Here is a 16,969-nt window from a genome sequence, read left to right as displayed (position 1 = left end):
TCGCACGATACAAAGTCCTTGCGGATTGTATCAGTACGTGATACGTATGGACTGTGATCAAGAGCTTCAAGAACGACTTGGCTCGTTCAGCCTTCACAAAGGGCTTCCCGGCCGATCTGCTCAAAGTCGCCCGCCGCAAACTTCAGTATCTGAACGCGGCGATATCCCTGCAAGACCTTCGCTCCCCTCCAGGCAATCGGCTGGAAGCCTTGAAGGGTGACAGGGACGGACAACACTCAATTCGCGTGAACGATCAGTTCCGCACCTGCTTCGTCTGGACCAAGGACGGACCGAAAGACGTCGAATTTACGGACTACCACTAGCCAACAGAGACTGCCGGTAGGGCAGGCCCAGACTTGGAGAAGTCGCACATGGCAAAGAGACTGGCACCGATGCACCCCGGAGAAGTTCTCCGGGAAGAGTTCTTGAAGCCGCTCGGACTCTCGCCAGGCGCGCTGGCAAAGGCATGCGGCGTCCCCCGCACCAGGATCGAGCGCATTGCGAGCGAGACCACCAACATCACGGCGGATACAGCGCTCAGGCTGTCCAAGGCGCTCAATACGTCAGCCCTGCTTTGGCTTAATCTGCAGAACGCCTATGACGTGCAGACGGCTGAGCGCGAACTCGGCAAGCAACTGGAAAAGATCAAGCCGGTGATCGCTGATGCTGCTTGAAGTAGCAACCCCGCAAGTCTCCCACGGATCGGAGATCGAAATCCCGCACCCTCGGCCCGTCTAGCGCACCGTCACTCCGGACCTCCGCTCTTGCCCTGCGTTCGCCTGTCGCGGGGCATCCTTTTGAACTTCACGCTTTTCGCGTCCGCCTGCCGGGTCGCGATGTAGCCGGCTTCCAGGCAGGCTTCGCGCTGCGGCATCTTCTCCTGCGGGCTGCGCAGGGTTTCCCACCATGACGCGCGCTGGGCGGCGCGCGGCAGCGCCGCGTCGATGATCTCCTCGATCTGTTCGAAGCTCAGCACGAATTCGGAAAGCGTCTGCGCCTTCAGATAGTCCCGTAACGGGTCGTAAACGTTCACGCGTGTCCTCAATGGCGATTTGCATAAAACCGTCGGCGCGGGCAACCAACCATTAACTCTCTATCATATCGCGCTCGCCGCTTAAGGCCGCAACAATTTATCAAGCGCATACCGGATGGCCAGGAACAGACGATGCTATTCGGACGGCAAAGCGACGTGGCCGGAAAGGGCTGGTTCGGAAAAGTCTCCGGCCGCCGACGCTGGCGGCTGTCGACCAAGCTCCTGATCGCCTCATCGATCGCGACCGTGATCGGCTTCTCCGCGATCTGCACCAGCGTCATGCTCGACATGCGCCGCGGTGAGGAAGAACTCGCACGCCAGACCCTGGAAAATCTCGCCGCCGGCATCGATGCCGACATCAGCCGGAATATCGAACTTTACGACCTGTCGCTGCGCGCCGTCGCCAGCAACCTCGTGATGCCGGAGATCAACGGCGTCACCAGGGAGATCCAGCACCTGATCCTGTTCGATCATGCCGCTACCGCCAAACATTTCGGCGTGATCCAGGCGTTCGACGCGCAAGGCAACCTGACACACGATGCGGCAAGCCTCGATCCGGCGCCGGAGAATCGCAGCGACGAGGACTATTTCCAGGTTCATCGCGCCAATCCCGATATCGGCCTTTACATGAGCCGCCCGATGCTGCGTCGCAGCGCCTATTCGGTCGTGCTCAGCCGGCGCATCAACGATTCCGACGGCGGCTTCATGGGCGTCGTGGTGGGCTCGATCCGGTTCAGCTATTTCCATGAACTGTTCGGCCGGCTCACTCTCAATCCCGGCGATACGATCACCGTGCTGCGCCGCGACCGAACCATCATCATGCGGACACCGTTCGACATCGAAGTCATTGGGAAGAATCTGGCCGAGCGGCCGAACTGGCGCGCGGACAATCTGAAGCAAGGCGTGGCCTATGCCGGCGTCGGACCGGTCGATCCGACGCCGCGGCTCTACGTTCGAAGCGGCAGCACTAGTCTGTTCTTTGTCGTGGTCGGAAAGCCGCTCTCGACCATCCTCAACCTTTGGCACCGGGAAGTGATCCGGATCGGCGTGATCATGCTGGTGCTGATCCTGTTCGTGGTCGGCACCGCGCTGTTTCTCGCGCGCGAGATCGGCCGCCGCGCCGAAGCCGAGGACAAGCTGGAAGAGCTGGCAACCACCGACGCGCTTACGGGACTGAAGAATCGGCGCAAGTTCGATATCGAGATCGACGCGGAATGGCGGCGGGCGTCGCGCAACCAGACCCCGGTCGCGGTGCTGATGATCGATGCCGACCATTTCAAGGCCTACAACGATACGTTCGGCCATCAGGCCGGCGATCAGGTGCTGGTCGGCATTGCGATCTGTATTTCAGACTCGGTGCGGCGGGCCGGCGATTGTCCGGCGCGCTACGGCGGCGAGGAATTCGCGGTACTCTTGCCGGGCCTTTCGGTGATCGAAGCGTTCGCCATCGCCGAGACCATTCGCGCGAAAGTCGTGCAATGGTCGGAAGATCCCGTCACGACGGTTAGTATCGGGGTGGCGAGCGTGACGCCCACGGCAGCGATCGACTGGACCAATCTGATCGAAGCAGCCGACAAGGCGCTCTACGCCGCCAAGGCCAACGGCCGCAATCAGTCAGTGGTCGCCGCGATCCCGCAGCTCGCGCTGGTGGCTTAAGGCGCAAACGCCGAACCACCCGTCATTGCGAGCGAAGCGAAGCAATCTATGCTTCAGCGAATGCGGAACGATGGATTACTTCCGCCTTCGCTCTTCGAGCGAGGGCGGACAAGTCGCCGCTATCGCTCATCGCAATAATGCGATAGGCCGCCGCAGCTCCCCCCTCACTTCTCCAGATACCTCTTCATCTCGGCGCGCAGGCCGTCACGCAGATCGGCGCGCGCCATGCCGTAGGCGATGTTGGCGCGGAGGAAGCCTGACTTGGAGCCGCAATCGTGCCGCTCGCCCTCGAATTCGACACCGTAGAATTGTTGCGTCTTGGCGAGAGTCTTCATCGCATCGGTGAGCTGGATCTCATTGCCCGCGCCGCGCTCCTGCGTCTCGAGAATCTTGAAGATTTCCGGCTGCAGGATGTAGCGCCCGGTGATCGAAAGGTTTGACGGCGCGGTGCCTTTCGGCGGCTTTTCCACCATGCCGTCGACCTCGAACATGTTCTTGACGAGACGCTTGCCGACACCGCAGATGCCATATTGGTGGGTGAGATCGTCGGGCACCGCTTCCACCGCGAGCAGATTGGACTTAGCCCCGAGCTTGGCCGCTGCCTCGATCATCTGCTTCAGGCAACCCGGGCTGTTCAGCACCAGTTCGTCCGGCAGCACCACCGCGAACGGCTCATCGCCGACGATGTCGCGCGCGCACCAGACTGCGTGGCCGAGACCGAGCGGCGCCTGCTGGCGGGTGAAGCTCATGGCGCCGGCTTCGGGCTGGTCGCGCGCCAAAATATCCTGTTCGGCCTTTTTGCCACGGGCGGCGAGCGTGGTGTCGAGCTCGAACATCCGATCGAAATGATCCTCTATCACGCCCTTGTTGCGCCCGGTGACGAAGACGAAATGCTCGATGCCGGCCTCCTTGGCCTCGTCGACGACATACTGGATCAGCGGCTTGTCGACGATGGTCAGCATTTCCTTCGGCATCGCCTTGGTGGCGGGAAGGACGCGGGTGCCGAGACCGGCGACCGGGAAAACGGCTTTACGGATTTTCATGGGATATCGGGAGCCTTGATAGTGAGAAATTTGGCAATAAGGAAAGTCCTTTGATTGCACGTTGATAGCCGGTTTGCACCCCTGAACAAAGGCGGATGTATGGTGGCGGTTCGCCTCCCCTTGTGCGCGGACGGCGCGACAACAAAATGCCCATTGTTAAGCTATTGGAAACCGCGACCGGGCCTTTTGACCCCGGGGTGAGAACGACGGACGGACACTGCATGTGCCTAGCTGAACGAGCGATGAGCAATCGAGCCGGCGCGATCATAATCGCGGCGACGCTGCTGTGTTCCAGCGGAAGCGCTTTTGTCAGCCCGTCCCATGCCCAATCCTCAGGGAACAATGGGGTTTCGAACTTTCTCGGCAACCTCTTCTCCGGCCAGAAATCCGCGCCTTCCGCGCAAGCTGCGCCCGGCCCCGACGGTGGCCCGCCGCCGTGGAGCGGTGAGGACGGCGCCTCCGGCCACCCCTTGATGACCGCGAGCGCGATCCGCGAGGCGGCTGCGAACTTTCCAAACTGCGTCGCCTCGATGTGGCCTGATGCCGCACGGCGCAACATCAGCCAGGAAAATTTCCAGCGCTTCACCGCAGGCCTCGAGCCCGATCTGCGCATCATGGATCTGATGGATTCGCAGCCCGAATTCACCAAGGCGATCTGGGACTATCTCGACATCCTCGTGAACGACAACCGCCTCGCCAAGGGCCGCGAGATCCTCGCGAAGTACAAGCCGCAATTCGATGCGGTGGAAAAAGCCTACGGCGTCGACCGCTACGCGATCGCGTCGATCTGGGGCATCGAATCCAACTACTCGACGCAGATGGGCGACCGCAACGTGGTGAATTCGACAGCAACGCTGGCCTGCATCGGCCGTCGCCAGGCCTATTTCAAGGACGAATTCTTGACCGCGCTCGAGATCCTCAACCGCGGCGATCTGCGTCCCGAACAGATGCGCGGCTCCTGGGCCGGCGCATTCGGCCCGACGCAGTTCATGCCGACCGCCTTCAAGCGCTATGCCGTCGACGCCGACGGCGACGGCCGCCGCGACGTCGTCGACAACGCCGCCGATTTGATTGCGTCGACCGCCAACAACCTCAAGAAGGACGGCTGGCAGACCGGCCGGAGCTGGGGCTATGAGGTGGTGCTGCCGCAAGGTTTCAACTTCATGCTCGCCGACAAATCCAAGGCGATGTCGATTGCGCAGTGGCAGCAGCAGGGCCTGGTCCGGGCCGACGGCAAGCCGTTCCCCGATTCAACCGAAAAGGCCTATCTGCTGGCACCGGCCGGCACGCAGGGGCCGGGTTTCCTGATGCTGCAGAATTTCCGGGTGATCATGAAATACAACCCGGCAGAGGCCTATGCGCTCGCGATCGGCCATTTCGCCGATCGCCTGCGCGGCGGACCGCCGTTCGTGCAGCCCTGGCCGCGGCAGGAACGGGTGCTGTCGCGGGCGGAGCGGCTGGAACTGCAGCAATTGCTGGCCCAGCGCGGCTTCTACAAGGGCACGCCGGACGGCCAGTTCGGCGGCCAGACGCGGGAGGCGCTGCGCAGCTTCCAGGCCTCGATCGGGGCACCGGCGGACGGATTTGCCTCTTCCGACGTGCTGGAGCGCCTTCGGAGCCGTTAAACCCGCATTCAGGGGTCGAAAGTAACCCTGAAAGCCACGATTTTGCGAGAGCCTTGACGATTGGGCCGGAACCCCGGTTTATGAGGAAATCTGCCCGCTTGCGGCCCGATTCCGCTACTATATTTGACCGTTCACGATCCATTTTGCGACCGAGCCGGATGCGAAAGCCAAAGTCCTTCTTGCGCGTGTTCACCGATACCGGTCCTCTGGCCGTGCTGGCGGTCGTGATCGCGATGCTGGTCGGGATCGTGGGACCGGCTTCCGCGCAGTTTTTCAATTTCGGCGGCTTTGGCGGGCCGCCGCAGCGGCAAGCGCCGCAGCGTGGCGGCGGCTGGTTCGGTGGCGATTTCTTTGCGCCATTTCAACAGCAGCAGCAGCCCCAGGCGCCGCGCCAGGATTTCTCCCGTGCTCCCGGGCCGGCCAAGCGCGACACGCTGCCTGAACGTAACGTGCTGGTGCTGGGCGACGCGATGGCGGACTGGCTCGGCTATGGCCTGGAAGACGCCTATTCCGAGCAGCCCGACATGGGCGTGATCCGCAAGCACAAGACCGTCTCTGGCCTGATCAAGTATCAGCCGCGCGGAGAGCCCGCCGATTGGGCCGCCGCCGCGAAGGCCATCCTCGCGACCGAAAAGCCCGACGCCATCGTCGTCATGCTCGGCCTCAACGACCGCGTGGCGATCCGCGAGGCGGTTCCTGAGAAGAAGACCGACAAGAAGGAAGAGAAGAAGGACGCGCGCGGCAAGCCGGACGCCAAACCCGGCGACGCCAAGCCGAAGCCGGAAGGCTCGACCGACCCGGCCAAACGCGACGAAAAGCCGGTCGACGCCGAATTGTCGCCGGATGACGCCGACAACGACACGCCGCAAACAGGCCCCGAGAAGAGCGCGCGCTCGGGCGGCGGGGTCTACGAGTTTCGCGACGAGCGCTGGGTCGAACTCTACGCCAAGAAGATCGAAGAGCTGATCGGCGTGCTGAAAACCAAGGGCGTGCCGGTGTTGTGGGTCGGCCTGCCTGCGATCCGCGGACCAAAGGGAACGGCCGACATGCTGTTCCTGGATGCGCTCTATCGCGACGGCGCCGGCAAGGCTGGCATCACCTATGTCGATATCTGGGACGGCTTTGTCGATGAAGCGGGCCGCTTCCTGCAAAAGGGTCCCGACTTCGAAGGCCAGATCCGCCAGCTCCGTACCGCCGACGGCGTCTTCTTCACCAGGCCCGGCGCACGCAAACTCGCGCACTATGTCGAGCGCGAGGTGACGCGCCTGCTTGCCGCGCGCTCCGGACCGATCGCGGTGCCGATCGAGCCGACAACGCCGGAGGCCAGTGTCGCGCCCGGCCAGCCGGCGCCGCGTCCGTTGGCCGGACCGGTTATGCCGCTCGTCGCCTCCTCCGTCGGCACCGATCAGTTGCTGGGTGGCCCCGGCTCGCGTCCGGCCGCGGTCGATGCGCTCGCGGCGCGCACGCTGGTGAAGGGTGAAGCGTTGGCCGCGCCGGCGGGCCGTGCGGACGATTACGCCTGGCCCCGGCGGGAAATCGGCCGCGAGCAGGCCAAGGGCGATACGCCGGTAGCGGCCGCCTCGCCGAGCGGAACCGCGGCGGCAGTGCCCGGACAGAAGCAGCTCTTGCTTCCGCCGCCGCAGCAAACGCTGCAGCAGAGGAGACCGCCGCCCCCGCCACCGATGCAGATTCGGCCGGCGCAAAACAACGGGCCGTCGCTGCGCGATTTCTTCGGCGGCTTCGGCGCCGCACCGCGCCAGCCCGCGCCGCCCCCCACAGCCGCGCCGCCGCGTGGACCGTTTGCTCCCGGTGCGCCGCGCCCGCCGGGTAGTGTCGGACGATCGGCCGAAGTCCCACCTGGCAATTTCACGCGATAATCTACGTCATTCTGGGCGTCGCACAGCGACGCGTCCGGCAAGCATATTCACATCGTGAGTGGGGATTTCCGGGCCTGCGCCAACGCGCATCCTTAGAGGATGCACGACTGCGCACCGGGCAATGACGAACGGTTGGCTAAACGAGCGCTCAGCCGTAGTAGCGCCAGCGTGACGGCGGACGGCGTGGCGGGCGCATCATCAACAGCGCCAGCGCAAATCCAATCCCGCCAGCGACCAAGAGCGCGCCGAGTGGATTTTCCTGCACGGTTTTCGCCACTGCCTTCTGACCGCTGCGAACGGTGTCGCCGCTGTTTTCATAAGCATCCTTGGCATAATTGACGGCAGCATCAGTAGCGTCGCGGGCGGCATCCTTGGCCTGACCGTACAGATTTTGCACTGTACCGGCCGCCTCCCGTGCGCGGCCTTCGGCCTGCGTCTTGGCGTCGCCGGCCATGTCGCCGACCGTGCTTTCAACCTTACCCGCAAAATCCTTGGCCGAGCCGGCAATCCGATCCTTGTCCATCGCGGTTACTCCTGTTTTCAGAGGATGTAACCAGCGAGACCCGGTCGGGTTCCTGCCCGTTCGAAACGCCCTTGGTCACCGCACCGGGCTCACAAAATCAGCCCGCCATCGACCACGATGGTCTGGCCGATGATGTAGGACGCAAGCGGCGAGGCCAGGAACAGCGCGGCGCCGGCCATGTCGGCCGGCGTGCCGAGCCGCTTCAGCGGGATCCGCTCCAGCGCGCCTTCGAGGCGCTTCGGATTTGATGTCGTCGCCTTGGTCATCTTGGTGTCGACCAGTCCCGGCGCGATGCCGTTGACGCGGATGCCGTTCTCGGCCCATGCCTCGCCGAGCGTGCGCGTCAGCCCCACCGCGCCGGTCTTCGAGGCGTTATAGGCCGGATTTCCCATGGTGGAGTGATAGGCAGCGGTGGAGCTAACGATGATGAGCGAGCCTTTGCTCGCGCTCAGCATCGTCTGAAATTTGGTCGCACATGCCATCAGGCTCATCAAATTGACCTCCAGCACCTTGCGAAAACCGTCCATCTCGAATTCGCCGCGCCGGTAGATCACCGCGCCTTGCGCGAGAACGAGTACATCGAGTTGCGCGAAGGAGGGCTGGAAGGCTTCAACGGCCCGCGCGTCGCTGACGTCGAGCTTGAAATAATCGAGCCCATCAAGATGCGAGCCTTCGTCGGCCGAATAGTCGGCGGCGCTGGCGCGGGTGCCGCAGACGGCGACGTGCGCGCCCTTGGCTCGGAACGCCTGCGCGATGCCGTTGCCGATGCCGCTGGAGCCGCCGATCACGAGCACCTGCTTGCCACTGAAATCGAGTTCGTTCATCCCTGCGATCCTTCTTGTTGTGTGTTCTATTTCGAACCTTCGTCGAGGAATTCGACCATGAGAGTCTGGTCGCAATACCGCCCGTTCTGCTTGAGGCGCCGGATCTGCAGACCGCCAATAGTGGTCACGTTCTCACCTCGCTCGGCTTGGTTTGACCTGTCTGCGGATCGGTGCCAGCCTTGTCAATCCTGCAACGCGCCTTGCATCTCTGTCCGGATCGCATCATGTCAGATTTCAAACAGCTCAGCCGCTCGGTCAAAGGATTGACCGTTCTCGTCACCGGCGCCGCCAGCGGCATGGGCCGCGCCACCGCGCTGGTGTTCGCGGCCGAAGGCGCCAATGTCGCCGTCACCGATATCAATGCCGAGTCAACGCAGGCCGTCGCCGGCGAGATCGCGGCAAAGGGCGGTGCGGCGAAAGCGTGGGCACTGGATGTCGCCAATCCCGGCGAGATCGCCAAGGTGGTCAACGACGTTGCCGCCCATTTCGGCTCGCTCGATATCGTCATCAACAATGCCGGCATCTCCGTGCGCGTGGCGATCGGCGACGACGGTTATGAAGCAGCCTGGGACAGGGCGCTGGCCGTGATGCTGACCGCGCATCCCCGCATCATCCGCGCCGCGCTGCCGCATCTGCGCCGGTCGAAATGTCCGCGGATCGTCAATATTGCCTCCACCGAGGCACTCGGCGCCACCGCACTGCACAGCCCCTACTCCGCCGCGAAAGGCGGCGTCACCAGCCTCACCCGCTCGCTCGCCGTCGAGCTCGGCCGCGAGGGCATCACCGTCAATTGCATCTGCCCGGGCCCGATCCGCACCGCGATCACCGAGCGGATTTCCGAAGAGCACAAGACGATCTACGCCAAGCGCCGCACCGCGCTGGGCCGCTACGGCGATCCTGAGGAAGTCGCACACATGACACTCAGCCTATGACTGCCGGCCGCCTCGTTCCTGACCGGCGCGGTGATCCCGGTCGACGGCGGGTTGATGGCGCGGAATGCGTAGCGGGCATGCACCCGCAGCGTTGACTTGGACACGTCGGGGAGTAATTTTTCTCACAAACAGAGCGGGACAAACCGCCCGCCTCATCCTGGAGAAAACGCCATGACGGTCACGATCCGGCAGCTTCATCCGCATTTTTTCGGCGAGGTTTCGGGCGTTGATTTGCGCAATCCCCTGACGCCGCAGGAGGCGGCCGACATCGAAGCCGGCATGGACAAATACGCCGTACTGCTGTTCCGCAACCAGGACATCACGGACGAACAGCAACTGGCCTTTGCGCTGAATTTCGGCGAGCGCGAGAAAGCGCGCGGCGGCACCATCACCAAGAAGGAAGACTACAGGCTGACCACGGGGCTGAACGACGTTTCCAATCTCGGCAAGGACGGCAAGCCGCTGCCGCGCGACAGCCGCACCCATCTGTTCAATCTCGGAAACTGCCTGTGGCATTCCGACAGCTCGTTCCGCCCGATCCCGGCGAAGTTTTCGCTTTTGTCGGCGCGGGTGGTGAACCCCAAGGGCGGCAACACCGAATTCGCCGACATGCGCGCGGCCTATGACGCACTCGACGACGAGACCAAGGCCGAGATCGAGGACCTGATCTGCGAGCACTCGCTGATGTATTCGCGCGGCTCGCTCGGCTTCCTGGATTATAGCGACGAAGAGAAAGAGATGTTCAAGCCGGTGCTGCAGCGGCTGGTGCGGACGCATCCGGTGCACCGCCGCAAGTCGCTGTATCTGTCATCGCATGCGGGCGCGATTCTGGGCATGAGCATGCCCGAGGCGCGGCTTTTGCTGCGCGACTTGACCGAGCACGCCACGCAGCCGGAATTCGTCTACGTCCACAAATGGACCGTGCATGACCTCGTGATGTGGGACAACCGCCAGACCATGCACCGCGTGCGCCGCTACGACCAGTCGCAGCCGCGCGACATGCGCCGGGCGACTGTTGCCGGCACCGAACCGACGGTGCAGCAGCAGGCGGCGGAGTAGGTCCATCGACGCGCGCAGACTGTCATGCGCGGGCTTGACCCGCGCATGACTCACCTCCGCAAAAGCATCTTTTTGGATGGATTGCCAGGTCAAGCCCGGCAATGACGAAATCAGGCGTGCCCGGCTTCGTTCGACAGCATGCCGGGGTCGATGCCGATCTTGCGCAGCGCACGCTGGTATTTTTCTTCGACATCGTCGCCGAAGATCAGATCCGGATCGGCGTCGCAATGCAGCCAGCCATTGTGCTGGATCTCGTTCTCGAGCTGCCCGGGCGCCCAGCCGGCGTAACCCAGCGCCAGGATGGCGTGCTTCGGCCCGGTGCCCTTGGCGATCGCCTTGAGAATGTCCACCGTCGCGGTCAGGCAGATGCCGTCGTCGATGTTCAGCGTCGCGTCCTTGATGAAGAAATCGCTCGAATGCAGCACGAAGCCGCGCCCGGTATCGACCGGACCGCCTTTCAGCACCTGCATGGTCTCGGCGTTTTCCGGCAGCTTGATCTGGTCGGCCCTTTCGATGATGTCGAGCTGCACCAGGAGACCGGGAAAGTCGATGCTGCCGGCCGGACGGTTGACGATGATGCCCATCGCCCCTTCCGAGGAATGCGCGCACATGTAGATGACGGAGCGCTCGAAGCGCGGATCGCCCATGACCGGCATGGCAATCAGCAGCCGGCCGTCCAGGTAACCGTCGCCGGGCGAATGATCGCCAAAGTCGGCAGATTTGCGGCGGACAGGCTTCGGTGTCTTGCCTTCAGGGCTCATCCGCAAAGGCCTTTCTCTTGCTGGCTCATATCCTGATATCGGGTACGGTTTCTGTCAATCAAGCTTCCGACACCATCGGGCAACCGATCACACGCAATTCAATGGTTTGCCTCGAAACTTGCCTGTAAAGACGTGCCATGAGCGTCATAGTTCCCTTGCGCGCCGCACTCGGCGTCGCCGCGTTATATGTCGCGTGTGCGACGTCGGAAGTTCGCGCCGAGGATGCTTCGCCATGGCAACGCGACGCGCATTCCGCGGTGCGGTTGCTGGCGGGTTCGCGCAGCGGCACGGTGCTGCTCGGCGGCGTCGCCATCCAGTTGCAGCCGGGATGGAAAACCTATTGGCGAACACCCGGCGATTCCGGCGTGCCGCCGCGCTTCGACTTCTCCAAATCCGACAATGTCGAAGCCGTTACCGTGCTGTGGCCGGCGCCGATGAAATTTGACGACGGCGCAGGCGGCACCGCACTGGGATACAAGCAGCAGGTCGTGCTGCCGTTGCGGATCGTTGCCAAGAATGCCGACAAGCCGGTGACGCTGCGGGCCCACATCAGCTACGCGGTCTGCGACAAGATCTGCATTCCCGTCGATGCCAATGCCGAGCTCGCATTTTCCAGCGTCGCAAGCACCGAGGACGGCAACCTGTCCGATGCGCTCAATACGGTGCCGAAGCCGGCCAATATCGGTGACCCCATTCCGCTGACCATCCGCGACGTCAAGCGCGAGGGAAAGAACAACGTACTGGTCGACGTGACCGCGCCCGAGGCCAAGGAAGTCAGCCTGTTCGTCGAGGGCCCGACGCCCGACTGGGCGCTGCCGGTTCCAAAGCTCGTCGGCAACAGCCCGCCCGGCGTCAAGCGCTTTGCCTTCGAACTCGACGGCCTGCCGCCCGGCGCCAGCCCGGACGGCGCCGCGCTGAAGCTGACGCTCGTCGGTGGCGACCGGGCCTACGAGTTCAACGTGAATCTGAATTGACGTCCGACGGCAATACGGGCGCAGCCTTCGCGACGTCCTCCACTGCCGTCCGTGCCATCAGCGGCGCGCAAGATGCCATTGCTCGCCGAGGGCCCCAGCAGGCTTTTCCAAGCCAGTTCAGCGAGTGCTTTCGATCCGAGGAGAACCGGCCACGCCGGCTCTCCTTTGTGTAATAAACACCCTAGCCTTTCTGCCCGCTTATCTGCTGGGCGCGCATATAGCTTTTGCAAGCACCTCGCATATCGCCCTTCGCCATAGCGGCATTTGCCGCGCCCATCTCCTTCATCATCGCCGCCTTACCAGGCGTGTCAGGCATAGCGTTGCTGGACGTGACGAGCTTGGCCATGTTCTCGCTCGTGCAAGCCATCATCTTCGCAGAAGCCGGGCTGATGGCCAGCGCCGCGGCAACCGTTACACCGGTGATAAGCAGTTTCATTCTTTCCTCCCCGGCCGCACAATGCAGCCAAAGCTCAAAATTACGGAAAATCAGAAAAGTTCCCGCCAGCCCAGGGAGCCAAGAGGCACCCACGCTCTATCGAAGTTACGAAACCGCCGATACTGCCTGCACGGCCGGCGGCACCGTGCGGGCCGGTATGGGATCGGGCGTCATGATGAGATACAGCGCGCCCGCCACCAGCATGACGGCAGCCACCGCCAATCCCAACAAGGCCAGAACCAGATCGCTTGGGTCATCCATCTTGCGGGCGGATCGGATGGCAGCCATCGCCTTTGGCTATCCGCGCGAGCGCCTTGTATGAATAACGGCGGATCCGAAGACCTTTGGCTATCCGCGACATGCGCCGTTGTGAACGGCGGGCGATGGCTCCGCGGCATTAAGCGACGGCCCGGCAGTTTTGTTCCTAATCGCTTCATCATTTGCGGTGTCGGCAATCAAACGGCAGCAATTCCAGGGCCTGATCAGGTGGACGCCGAATTGCAGTTGCGCAAAGCCGCGTTCGGTATCGGTCCTTACGTCCTACGGCCCCCACCCAACCGAATCTTAACGAATGGTTGATACATCCGATCATCGCCGCCGCCTCGCGGCGCGTTTCGGGGATGCACCCTTGTGGCCGTGATGGATACGCAATCCGCAACCGCTCCGCCGGCCGGCCTGATCGCGCGCCTGCGCGCGCTGCTCGGCGGCACGCATGAGGCCTCCGTCACGAAGCGGCTAGCCGGCACGATCTTCATCATCCGCGTGCTCAGCGCCGCACTAGCCTATCTCTCGCAGATCCTGCTGGCGCGCTGGATGGGCGGCTCGGATTACGGCGTCTATGTCTATGTCTGGACCTGGGTGCTGCTGCTCGGCAGCATGATGGATTTCGGCATTTCGGCGTCGGCCCAGAAGATCATTCCGGAATATCGTACCCGCGGCGAGCATGCCCTGCTGCGCGGCTTTCTCTCCGGCAGCCGCTGGATGACGTTCATCGTTTCCTCGATCGTCTCGCTGCTGCTGGCGGGCGTGGTGAAGGGATTGTCGCCGTGGATCGACGCCAACGCGATCGTTCCGCTCTATGTCGGCTGCCTAACGCTACCGGCCTTCGTCGTCGCCAACACCCAGGACGGCATCGCGCGTTCGCATGACTGGATGCAACTCGGCCTGATGCCGCAATTCATCGTGCGGCAATCGCTGATTATCGGCTTGACCGCCGGCGCCGTCGTGCTCGGCTTCAATCTCGGCGCCACCGCCGCGATGTGTGCGAGCGCCGCGGCGGTATGGATTGCGATGATCGGCCAGATGATCGTGCTGAACCGCAAGCTCGGCAACCATGTCGAGCCTGGCGCCAGGGCCTATGATTTCCGCGGCTGGCTCGCCGTCTCGCTGCCCATCCTGATGGTCGAAAGTTTTTACCTGCTGCTGTCCTACACCGACGTGCTGGTGCTGCAGCAATTCCGCTCCTCGGAAGAAGTCGGCATCTACTTCGCCGTGGTGAAGACGCTGGCGCTGGTCTCCTTCATTCATTATGCGATGGCGGCAACGACGGCGCATCGCTTTGCCGAATATCACGCGCAAGGCGATAAGGCGCGCCTGGCGGCCTATGTGGCGCACGCCATCCAGTGGACGTTCTGGCCGTCGCTGGCCGCGACCATCGCGCTATTGGCATTCGGTAAGCCGCTGTTGTGGCTGTTCGGCCCGCAATTCGTGGTCGGCTACGACATCATGTTCATTGCCGCGATTGGACTTTTGGTGCGCGCCGCCATCGGCCCGGTCGAGCGGTTGCTCAACATGCTCGGCCATCAGCACATCTGCGCGCTGGCCTATGCGCTGGCCTTTGTCATGAACGTCGTGCTCTGCGTCGCCCTGGTACCGCGCTTCGGCGGCCACGGCGCGGCAGCCGCGACCTCGATCTCGCTGGCGTTCGAAACGGTGCTGTTGTTCTGGATCGTGCGCCGGCGGCTCGGATTGCACGTGCTGGCTTTCGGGAAGCACGGCTGAGCCACTTCTTGGTCATGCCCGGGCTTGCCGCCTCCGCTGAAGCTTCGGCGCGCCAACACGGAAAGCCACGGCGAAGCCTTGGCGTAGCCGGGACCCGGGCATCCATCTTCTTCGTAAAGACTTTCGTTTGATGGATTGCCGGGTCAAGCCCGGCAATGACGGAAGCCTTGACACTACTCCGCGGTCCAGCCGCCGTCGATCGACAGGTTGGCGCCGGTGATCTGGGCGGCATCGTCGCTGCACAGGAACAGCGCCAGCGCTGCGACCTGTTCCGAGGTCACGAATTCCTTGGTCGGCTGCGCGTCGAGGAGCACGTCGTTGATGACCTGCTCCTTGGTCATGTTGCGCGCCTTCATGGTCTCGGGAATCTGCTTCTCGACCAGCGGCGTCCAGACATAACCAGGGCTGATGCAATTGCAGGTAATCTTGAAGGTCGCAAGCTCCAGCGCCACCGTCTTGGTGAGGCCGGCGATGCCGTGCTTGGCCGAGACATAGGCCGACTTGAAGGGCGAGGCGACCAGCGAATGGGCGGACGCCGTGTTGATGATGCGGCCCCAGCCGCGTTTCTTCATGCCGGGCACCGCGGCGCGGATGCCGTAAAACGCCGACGACAGGTTGATGGCGATGATGGCTTCCCACTTCTCGGGCGGAAACTCCTCGATCGGCGACACGAACTGAATGCCGGCATTGTTGACGAGGATATCGACCGAGCCGAAGGTCTTCTCGCCGAGCGCGATCATTTCGGCGATTTCGGCCGGTTTGGTCATGTCGGCGGACGAATGCGCGGCGCGGACCTTGAAATCGGTCTCGATGCCGGAGCGCTCACGCTCGATATCGGCCGGCACGCCCATGCCGTTGAGGACGACATTGGCGCCTGCGGCGGCGAAAGCGCGCGCGTAAGCCAGTCCGATGCCGCTGGTCGAGCCGGTCACGACAGCCGTCTTGCCCTTTAATGTACCCATTGCATTCACTCCTGCTTGCTTCCGGGGGACCTGGGAACATCCCCCGTCATATCGTATGCCATCATGGTCTGGCCGGATTGCGGGCGCTCGAGCACATCCTTGTGACGCATCGACAGATGAACGTCGCGGACGCCCGCATTCCAGTGCTCGATCATGGCGACGTGCGAAAAGTCGTAATCCTTCGACGAGGATTCGTAGTTCTTGCTCTTGTAGATCAGGTGCACCACGGTGACGGTGTTTTCCTTGGCCGCGTTGCAGAGGACTGCCACCGCCGGATCGTTCTTGAGATCATCGGGTAGCTTTCCGAGCAGCTCGCGCAGCGCCTTGCGCGCGTTGTGCACCTGCTTGTTCTTGTCGGTGGTCATGCGGGTGCGGCTGGAATAGCGGATGTCCTTTTCGCGCTCGGCGGCTTCCAGGAGCGATGTCGGCAAGTCGCCGCGCGCGCTGAACAGGTCGACCTGGAAGATCAGGAGATCGCGATTGCTTTCCTCACCCAGCACGTGATCGAGCGGCGTGTTGGAGGCAATGCCGCCGTCCCAATAGTGCTCGCCCTCGATCTCGACGGAAGGGAATCCGGGCGGCAGCGCGCCGGAGGCCATGATGTGCTCCGGGCCGATCTTCTTGCCGAGCTTCCTGAATTCGAAATTGTCGAAATATTTGAGATTGCCCGAGCTCACGCCGACCGCGCCGACGCTGAGCCGCGTCTTCAGATCGTTGATGCGGTCGAAGTCGACCAGCCGCTCCAGCGTCTTCTTCAGCGGCGCTGTGTCGTAATAGCTCTGCGACTGCCGGCTGCCTGGCGGCCACAACGGCGCCGGCGGAATGCGCGGCGTGAAGAAGCCGGGCACTCCGAAGGTCGCAATCAAAGCGGCTGAGGTTTCGTTGAACAGCGAGCGCGCGCGGTCGCCATTCGAAATCGGATTCCACGGCACCGGGGATGACACCATCTCCCAGAATTCCTTGAGGCGGTCGACGCGGGTCTCGGGCCCGTTGCCGGCGATGATGGCGGCATTGATGGCGCCGATCGAAATGCCCGCAATCCATTCCGGCTCGAAGCCCGAACGGCACAGCGCCTGAAAAGCGCCGGCCTGATAGGAGCCGAGCGCCCCGCCGCCTTGCAACACCAGCACCCGCTGCGCCTTGGCGGGCGTGGTCGCCGGCGCGGTATCGGAATGATCCATAATGACCGTCAGATGGCTGCCAAAGACGCGGCACCGTGGCGGCAGTTCGCGACGGCGTCAATCAGGCGGGTTCCAAGCAAGG

At 63.1% G+C, this 16,969-nt stretch carries 17 protein-coding genes and 1 pseudogene; 9 read left to right on the top strand and 9 right to left on the bottom strand.

All coding sequences use genetic code 11. The annotated features are described in order from the left end of the window. The first annotated feature begins 53 nt into the window (after positions 1 to 53). Both AC0QUY_RS17400 and AC0QUY_RS17395 read left to right on the top strand, forming a co-directional pair. Positions 54 to 323 (top strand): type II toxin-antitoxin system RelE/ParE family toxin, encoded by a 270-nt coding sequence (locus AC0QUY_RS17400; RefSeq protein ID WP_475387706.1) that lies wholly within the window; start codon positions 54 to 56, stop codon positions 321 to 323. Between the two features lie 48 nt (positions 324 to 371). Beyond that, positions 372 to 674: a HigA family addiction module antitoxin gene (locus AC0QUY_RS17395; RefSeq protein WP_475387705.1), complete on the top strand. Its 303-nt coding sequence runs from the start codon at positions 372 to 374 to the stop codon at positions 672 to 674. A 71-nt stretch (positions 675 to 745) separates the two neighbouring features. Here the strand turns inward: AC0QUY_RS17395 and AC0QUY_RS17390 are convergent, their stop codons facing one another. Further along, a complete protein-coding gene (locus AC0QUY_RS17390; RefSeq protein WP_475387704.1) occupies positions 746 to 1,033 on the bottom strand; it encodes a hypothetical protein in 288 nt (95 codons plus the stop codon). A 132-nt stretch (positions 1,034 to 1,165) separates the two neighbouring features. Here AC0QUY_RS17390 and AC0QUY_RS17385 point away from each other — a divergent pair, with 132 nt between their 5' ends. Further along, a complete protein-coding gene (locus AC0QUY_RS17385; RefSeq protein WP_475387703.1) occupies positions 1,166 to 2,689 on the top strand; it encodes a sensor domain-containing diguanylate cyclase in 1,524 nt (507 codons plus the stop codon). Between the two features lie 164 nt (positions 2,690 to 2,853). Here the strand turns inward: AC0QUY_RS17385 and galU are convergent, their stop codons facing one another. Continuing rightward, on the bottom strand, positions 2,854 to 3,732 hold the full coding sequence (gene galU, locus AC0QUY_RS17380; protein ID WP_475387702.1) for a UTP--glucose-1-phosphate uridylyltransferase GalU: 879 nt from the start codon (positions 3,730 to 3,732) through the stop codon (positions 2,854 to 2,856). A gap of 242 nt (positions 3,733 to 3,974) precedes the next feature. Between galU and AC0QUY_RS17375 the strand changes: the two genes are divergently transcribed. Continuing rightward, positions 3,975 to 5,357, top strand: a complete 1,383-nt coding sequence (locus AC0QUY_RS17375) for a lytic murein transglycosylase (RefSeq protein ID WP_475387701.1) — start codon at positions 3,975 to 3,977, stop codon at positions 5,355 to 5,357. Positions 5,358 to 5,515: 158 nt separating this feature from the next. Further along, positions 5,516 to 7,234, top strand: a complete 1,719-nt coding sequence (locus tag AC0QUY_RS17370) for a DUF459 domain-containing protein (RefSeq protein WP_475387700.1) — start codon at positions 5,516 to 5,518, stop codon at positions 7,232 to 7,234. Between the two features lie 148 nt (positions 7,235 to 7,382). Here the strand turns inward: AC0QUY_RS17370 and AC0QUY_RS17365 are convergent, their stop codons facing one another. Beyond that, the gene (locus tag AC0QUY_RS17365) at positions 7,383 to 7,757 is read right to left on the bottom strand and encodes a CsbD family protein (protein WP_475387699.1); all 375 of its coding nucleotides are present in this window, start codon (positions 7,755 to 7,757) and stop codon (positions 7,383 to 7,385) included. A gap of 89 nt (positions 7,758 to 7,846) precedes the next feature. Continuing rightward, positions 7,847 to 8,581: an SDR family NAD(P)-dependent oxidoreductase gene (locus AC0QUY_RS17360; protein ID WP_475387698.1), complete on the bottom strand. Its 735-nt coding sequence runs from the start codon at positions 8,579 to 8,581 to the stop codon at positions 7,847 to 7,849. 224 nt (positions 8,582 to 8,805) lie between these two features. On the opposite strand from AC0QUY_RS17360, the pseudogene AC0QUY_RS17355 reads away from it, so the two are divergent. Beyond that, positions 8,806 to 9,585, top strand: a pseudogene (locus tag AC0QUY_RS17355) (SDR family NAD(P)-dependent oxidoreductase). A 99-nt stretch (positions 9,586 to 9,684) separates the two neighbouring features. Next, the gene (locus AC0QUY_RS17350; protein WP_161850192.1) at positions 9,685 to 10,572 is read left to right on the top strand and encodes a TauD/TfdA dioxygenase family protein; all 888 of its coding nucleotides are present in this window, start codon (positions 9,685 to 9,687) and stop codon (positions 10,570 to 10,572) included. A gap of 110 nt (positions 10,573 to 10,682) precedes the next feature. Here AC0QUY_RS17350 and AC0QUY_RS17345 read toward each other — a convergent pair whose 3' ends face one another. Then, a complete protein-coding gene (locus AC0QUY_RS17345) occupies positions 10,683 to 11,333 on the bottom strand; it encodes a YqgE/AlgH family protein (protein ID WP_161850193.1) in 651 nt (216 codons plus the stop codon). A gap of 137 nt (positions 11,334 to 11,470) precedes the next feature. Here AC0QUY_RS17345 and AC0QUY_RS17340 point away from each other — a divergent pair, with 137 nt between their 5' ends. Continuing rightward, complete coding sequence (locus AC0QUY_RS17340) at positions 11,471 to 12,307, top strand: protein-disulfide reductase DsbD domain-containing protein (protein WP_161850194.1); 837 nt, start codon at positions 11,471 to 11,473, stop codon at positions 12,305 to 12,307. Between the two features lie 181 nt (positions 12,308 to 12,488). On the opposite strand, the gene AC0QUY_RS17335 is transcribed toward AC0QUY_RS17340, so the two are convergent. Then, positions 12,489 to 12,743 (bottom strand): hypothetical protein, encoded by a 255-nt coding sequence (locus AC0QUY_RS17335; protein WP_475387697.1) that lies wholly within the window; start codon positions 12,741 to 12,743, stop codon positions 12,489 to 12,491. A gap of 105 nt (positions 12,744 to 12,848) precedes the next feature. Beyond that, positions 12,849 to 13,031, bottom strand: coding sequence for a hypothetical protein (locus tag AC0QUY_RS17330; protein WP_475387696.1), 183 nt, complete (start codon positions 13,029 to 13,031; stop codon positions 12,849 to 12,851). 351 nt (positions 13,032 to 13,382) lie between these two features. Between AC0QUY_RS17330 and AC0QUY_RS17325 the strand changes: the two genes are divergently transcribed. Next, positions 13,383 to 14,744: a flippase gene (locus AC0QUY_RS17325; RefSeq protein WP_202639178.1), complete on the top strand. Its 1,362-nt coding sequence runs from the start codon at positions 13,383 to 13,385 to the stop codon at positions 14,742 to 14,744. A gap of 173 nt (positions 14,745 to 14,917) precedes the next feature. Here the strand turns inward: AC0QUY_RS17325 and AC0QUY_RS17320 are convergent, their stop codons facing one another. Both AC0QUY_RS17320 and AC0QUY_RS17315 read right to left on the bottom strand, forming a co-directional pair. Beyond that, positions 14,918 to 15,706 (bottom strand): 3-hydroxybutyrate dehydrogenase, encoded by a 789-nt coding sequence (locus tag AC0QUY_RS17320; protein ID WP_475387695.1) that lies wholly within the window; start codon positions 15,704 to 15,706, stop codon positions 14,918 to 14,920. A 5-nt stretch (positions 15,707 to 15,711) separates the two neighbouring features. Beyond that, positions 15,712 to 16,887 (bottom strand): DUF3734 domain-containing protein, encoded by a 1,176-nt coding sequence (locus AC0QUY_RS17315; RefSeq protein WP_475387694.1) that lies wholly within the window; start codon positions 16,885 to 16,887, stop codon positions 15,712 to 15,714. Between the last annotated feature and the right edge of the window lie 82 nt (positions 16,888 to 16,969).

The sequence above is a fragment of the Bradyrhizobium sp. WYCCWR15520 genome, from assembly GCF_056174665.1.
Note: the sequence above shows the minus strand (reverse complement) of the source record. Positions and strands in the feature narration are given on the sequence as shown.

Excerpts from the sequence above, each read along its gene's own strand:
- AC0QUY_RS17395 (WP_475387705.1), top strand. The coding sequence starts at position 372 with ATGGCAAAGAGACTGGCACCGATGCACCCCGGAGAAGTTCTCCGGGAA.
- AC0QUY_RS17385 (WP_475387703.1), top strand. The coding sequence starts at position 1,166 with ATGCTATTCGGACGGCAAAGCGACGTGGCCGGAAAGGGCTGGTTCGGA.
- galU (WP_475387702.1), bottom strand. The coding sequence starts at position 3,732 with ATGAAAATCCGTAAAGCCGTTTTCCCGGTCGCCGGTCTCGGCACCCGC.
- AC0QUY_RS17375 (WP_475387701.1), top strand. The coding sequence starts at position 3,975 with ATGAGCAATCGAGCCGGCGCGATCATAATCGCGGCGACGCTGCTGTGT.
- AC0QUY_RS17370 (WP_475387700.1), top strand. The coding sequence starts at position 5,516 with ATGCGAAAGCCAAAGTCCTTCTTGCGCGTGTTCACCGATACCGGTCCT.
- AC0QUY_RS17365 (WP_475387699.1), bottom strand. The coding sequence starts at position 7,757 with ATGGACAAGGATCGGATTGCCGGCTCGGCCAAGGATTTTGCGGGTAAG.
- AC0QUY_RS17360 (WP_475387698.1), bottom strand. The coding sequence starts at position 8,581 with ATGAACGAACTCGATTTCAGTGGCAAGCAGGTGCTCGTGATCGGCGGC.
- AC0QUY_RS17350 (WP_161850192.1), top strand. The coding sequence starts at position 9,685 with ATGACGGTCACGATCCGGCAGCTTCATCCGCATTTTTTCGGCGAGGTT.
- AC0QUY_RS17345 (WP_161850193.1), bottom strand. The coding sequence starts at position 11,333 with ATGAGCCCTGAAGGCAAGACACCGAAGCCTGTCCGCCGCAAATCTGCC.
- AC0QUY_RS17340 (WP_161850194.1), top strand. The coding sequence starts at position 11,471 with ATGAGCGTCATAGTTCCCTTGCGCGCCGCACTCGGCGTCGCCGCGTTA.
- AC0QUY_RS17335 (WP_475387697.1), bottom strand. The coding sequence starts at position 12,743 with ATGAAACTGCTTATCACCGGTGTAACGGTTGCCGCGGCGCTGGCCATC.
- AC0QUY_RS17330 (WP_475387696.1), bottom strand. The coding sequence starts at position 13,031 with ATGGCTGCCATCCGATCCGCCCGCAAGATGGATGACCCAAGCGATCTG.
- AC0QUY_RS17325 (WP_202639178.1), top strand. The coding sequence starts at position 13,383 with ATGGATACGCAATCCGCAACCGCTCCGCCGGCCGGCCTGATCGCGCGC.
- AC0QUY_RS17320 (WP_475387695.1), bottom strand. The coding sequence starts at position 15,706 with ATGGGTACATTAAAGGGCAAGACGGCTGTCGTGACCGGCTCGACCAGC.
- AC0QUY_RS17315 (WP_475387694.1), bottom strand. The coding sequence starts at position 16,887 with ATGGATCATTCCGATACCGCGCCGGCGACCACGCCCGCCAAGGCGCAG.